The organism is Deltaproteobacteria bacterium, from assembly GCA_011773515.1.
In the GTDB taxonomy this organism is placed as follows: domain Bacteria; phylum Desulfobacterota; class Deferrimicrobia; order J040; family J040; genus WVXK01.
The window spans coordinates 22985-26905 of record WVXK01000108.1 but is presented as its reverse complement, the minus strand read 5'-3'; the positions used below and the strand labels follow the sequence as shown (position 1 = coordinate 26905).

7 protein-coding genes are annotated in these 3921 nt (G+C 53.5%); all 7 read left to right on the top strand.

The window, feature by feature from the left end; translation table 11 throughout:
• A partial coding sequence (locus GTN70_11560; protein NIO17596.1) for a YbaK/EbsC family protein occupies positions 1 to 327 on the top strand: 327 nt, incomplete at its 5' end.
• A 21-nt stretch (positions 328 to 348) separates the two neighbouring features.
• On the top strand, positions 349 to 834 hold the full coding sequence (locus GTN70_11555) for a hotdog fold thioesterase (GenBank protein NIO17595.1): 486 nt from the start codon (positions 349 to 351) through the stop codon (positions 832 to 834).
• A gap of 12 nt (positions 835 to 846) precedes the next feature.
• Positions 847 to 1182 (top strand): transcriptional regulator, encoded by a 336-nt coding sequence (locus GTN70_11550; protein NIO17594.1) that lies wholly within the window; start codon positions 847 to 849, stop codon positions 1180 to 1182.
• Between the two features lie 25 nt (positions 1183 to 1207).
• Positions 1208 to 1645: a DUF296 domain-containing protein gene (locus tag GTN70_11545; protein ID NIO17593.1), complete on the top strand. Its 438-nt coding sequence runs from the start codon at positions 1208 to 1210 to the stop codon at positions 1643 to 1645.
• Positions 1646 to 1731: 86 nt separating this feature from the next.
• Entirely contained in the window at positions 1732 to 2469 is a 738-nt protein-coding gene (locus tag GTN70_11540; protein ID NIO17592.1) for an alpha/beta hydrolase fold domain-containing protein, read from the top strand.
• 84 nt (positions 2470 to 2553) lie between these two features.
• Entirely contained in the window at positions 2554 to 3054 is a 501-nt protein-coding gene (gene sixA / locus GTN70_11535; protein NIO17591.1) for a phosphohistidine phosphatase SixA, read from the top strand.
• Positions 3055 to 3082: 28 nt separating this feature from the next.
• Positions 3083 to 3921: CoA-binding protein (locus GTN70_11530; GenBank protein NIO17590.1), on the top strand; the 839-nt coding region annotated here is incomplete at its 3' end.

The following is a 3921-nucleotide window of genomic DNA, read 5'->3' as shown; positions in this document are numbered from 1 at the left end:
CTTTTCATGGCAGATGGAAAGCCCGTCCTGGTCGTTATTTCGGGCGAGAAAAAGGTGAATATGAAAGAGCTGAAAAATGTTCTTTCGGCCAGAAAATTGAAGTTTGCCGGAGAAGATGATGTGCGGGAGAATACCGGCTTCGGTATCGGGGCCGTTTCCCCCGTTGGGCTGCCGGAACGTGTACTCGTTATGCTCGACAAAAGTCTCCGGCAGTTTGAGAAAATATATCCGGCGGCGGGGAGTTCGAACAACATGTTCGAGTCGACCTTCGAAGAGCTGAAAGATCTGACCGGTGCCCGGGAAGTGGATCTCTCACAGGACTTCTGACGCTGCCGGTCCGGGGTGACCGTGAAAAGAAAGGAATACATTCCCTATACCGACACCTGCTTCGCCTGCGGGGATGACAATGAAGCGGGAATGAAGATCAAACTCTTCGAGGAGGGGAGCAGGGTCAAGGCTGTTGTGTCCATCGGGCGGCATCTGAACGGATACGAGGGGATGGTCCACGGTGGAATCATCTGCGCCCTTCTGGATGAGGCGATGATATGGGCTGCCGTCGTTTTCGGGGAAAAGAGGACGATGTACGTAACAACGGAGATGAGCATCAAGTATCTTGCGCCCGTCCCCGTATCATCGGAGATCTCCGTTTCCGGCTGGATCAGGGATGACAGGGGAAAGGTCGTTCTCTGCGAAGGAGAGGTTGAGCGTGAAGGCAGGATCCTGGCGAGCGCGGAGGGAAAGTTTCTCGCTCTGGGAAATGAAAAATTAAAAGAGATTCATCCCCATCTGAGGTTCGGCCGCTGCGTGAAATACCGGGATTTCATAACCGTCTGACGGGGGAGGTGGATGAAGCCTCTATACATCGTTTTGTCGAGCGATAGGTTGGGAGAGGGGGAAGAGGAGCTGGGCAAACTTCTCATGGGCAACTTCCTCAAAATTCTCGGTGGGGAGGGCGGCCCTCCCTCTGCGATATTCCTTATAAACAGGGGCGTATACCTTGCCACCGGCTCATCCGTGGCAGTGGATTTCCTGGTACATTTGCGGGAGCAGGGGGTCGGCATTTATCTCTGCCAGACCTGCGTTGAGTTTTACGGGATTTCCAAAGAGCTTGCCCTCGGTGAGATTTCCGGTATGGGCAAGCTTGTCGAAATGGTGACAACCGGGAGGGTTACCTTCATCTGAACCTAGATGAGGGAAGGAAAAGGGCATGAAATATTCTACAGGCAAGGTCGGCAGGGTTCTCGTTGCCAGGATGGATCACGGGGAAGACATACTCCTTTCATTGAAGGAGCTCTGCAAAAATGAGGGAATCGAGTCAGGGTGGATTTTCCTTTTCGGTGCACTGGCCAGGGGTAAGCTGGTCCTCGGTCCCGAAGAAGAAAAGGTACCCCCTTCCCCCGTGACAAGGGATTTTGATGGCCCCTATGAGGCTCTCGGAACCGGTTCCATAGCGATGGATGAAGGAGAGATATCGATTCACATCCACTCAGCCCTCGGATCGAAAAGCGATGCCCTCTCCGGCTGCATAAGGGACAGAGGTGAGATTTTTATTGTCATAGAGTGCCTGATACTCGAAATCGAGGGGTTCGGGCTCGCAAGGAAGATGGACCCGCTTGTAGGGCTCAAGCTCCTCGATTTTTCCTGAAGGGTATGGGTTCCGGTAAGTGGATCATAGCTGCTATTGCACTTTGCGCAGCTTTTTTTATCGCAGCGAAACTCTGGAGCAGAAAGATGGAAAAGGGACTCGTGTTTTTCCCTGAAAGGGATATTTACGTGACGCCGTCCCACTATGGCCTCGAGTTCGAAGACGTCTACTTCCAGACGGGTGACGGGGTAAGGCTTCACGGATGGTACGTGGAGGGGAGGGGAGACAAGGTAATCCTCTGGTTTCACGGCAACGCCGGCAATATCGCAGACAGAACGGAGAATCTCAACCTGCTCGTTCAGCTCGTTGGCGCCTCCGTTTTCATTATTGACTACCGGGAATACGGAAAGAGCGAGGGCGAGATTTCAAAGGCGGGGACTTTTCTCGATGCAGAGGCGTCGTATGAGTATCTCGTTAAGGAGAGGGGGATCGAGGAGGAGAAAATCGTGCTTTTCGGCAGGTCCCTGGGAAGCGCACTTGCCGTGCATATCGCATCGAAGTTTCATCCCGGGTACCTGATCATTGAATCTGCTTTTACCTCGTCAGATGACGTCGCCGACCTCTACTACCCCTTTTTGAAACATCTCATGAAAACGAGCGCAAATTACCAGACGGCAGACCTCATCGGGAAAGTCGCTATACCCAAGCTCATCGTTCACGGTGAGAGGGACGAGATCATTCCCCTCTGGATGGGCGAAAGGCTTTACGAGCTTGCCCCCGAGCCGAAGGAGCTCTATGTCATTGCGGGAGCCTCTCACAACGACACGTATGTCGTGGGGGGAGATGACTATTTCAACAGGTTCAAGGCTTTTATCGAGCGATAATAGCGACGGCATGGTGTTTTCCCTTTTAAAAAGGGTCAATTTAGATTTTAATAGTTCATTATCCCTTTTTTTCCTGGGGAGAGAATGGAGAGAGAAAGCAGGCTGGGCCTTTTTCTCGTTCGGCACGGCGAAGCCAACCCGAAATCTGTTGACCCGTCGAGGTCACTCTCGCCGCGCGGGCAGGAGGAGGCCGCCTCTGTCGGATCGTTTCTTTCCTCTTTGAAGGTAAAACCGGACCAGATTTATGCAAGCGACAAAATACGGGCGATCAAGACGGCGGCGATAATCTCCGGGTTCCTGAAGTTCGATGAGGAAAAGATCATCGTTTCGGACGCTCTGGGGCCTGAAGCAAACCCCGAGGACGTGGCCAGCCTCCTCTCCCGGAACGATCCGGGAGGAACAATAGTTGTTGTCGGGCACATGCCCTCGATCGGAAGATTTGCGGGCCATCTCATAACGACGGGGCGGGAAGCCGTTGTGTCGATAGATTTCGATACCTGCGGTGTTGCGTATCTTGAGGGAGAGGATGTTCTGGAACCGGGAAGCTTCGTGCTGAAAGCGCTCGTTTCACCGAAAATAATTTGATTTTCAATGACGACTGAAGGAGGCAGGCATGAAAAGGGGGCTTGACGCGATATTCAAACCGGATTCAATCGCCGTTGTTGGGGCTTCGACGAATCCGGAAAAGCTCGGCTACCAGATACTGGAGAATATCATCAACGCGGGCTTCAAAGGCACGGTATATCCGCTCAACCCGAAGGCAAAGGACATTCTGGGACTATCCTGTGTCAACGACCCTGACGATCTGCCCGAGGGAATCGACCTGGCAGTGGTGATAATTCCCGCGGGGGTCGTACCGGCAACGCTTGACAGGCTGGGAGAAAAGGGGGTGCGCTCAGCCATAGTTATCACCGGGGGATTTGCCGAAGCCGGTGACGAAGGGGAGAGACTCCAGAAACAGCTCGCAGAGATAGCGGAAAAAAGAGAGATGCGGGTAATTGGGCCGAACTGCCAGGGAGTGAACTACGCGTACCACAACCTCTGCGCCTCCTGGCCCCTCATAAGATTGCGCGGCGATATGGCGATCATCTCACAGAGCGGAACCGTGGGGGCCGCCCTCATCGATTGGGCTTCGGAGGAGAGAATCGGTTTTTCTGCGTTTGTGAGCATGGGAAACCGCGCGGATGTCGACGAGGCGGAGCTCATCGAATACTTTTCGGAGGATCCAAGCACCAAGGTGATAACGCTCTACATAGAGGGAGTTAAAAGTCCCGAGCAGTTCCAGAGGTCCCTTCAAAATTGCGGAAAGCCCGTCGTTATCTTCAAGGCGGGAAGGACGGCGCGGGGAAAGATTGCAGCGGAATCACACACAAAATCCCTCGCGGGACGGGATGAAATATACAATGCGCTGTTTAAGAAATACGGCGTTGTCCGGGCCCTGGATATCGAGGA

Coding starts and splice junctions, on each gene's coding strand:
- GTN70_11550 (NIO17594.1), top strand. CDS start 847: ATGAAGCCTCTATACATCGTTTTGTCGAGCGATAGGTTGGGAGAGGGG.
- GTN70_11545 (NIO17593.1), top strand. CDS start 1,208: ATGAAATATTCTACAGGCAAGGTCGGCAGGGTTCTCGTTGCCAGGATG.
- GTN70_11540 (NIO17592.1), top strand. CDS start 1,732: ATGGAAAAGGGACTCGTGTTTTTCCCTGAAAGGGATATTTACGTGACG.
- sixA (NIO17591.1), top strand. CDS start 2,554: ATGGAGAGAGAAAGCAGGCTGGGCCTTTTTCTCGTTCGGCACGGCGAA.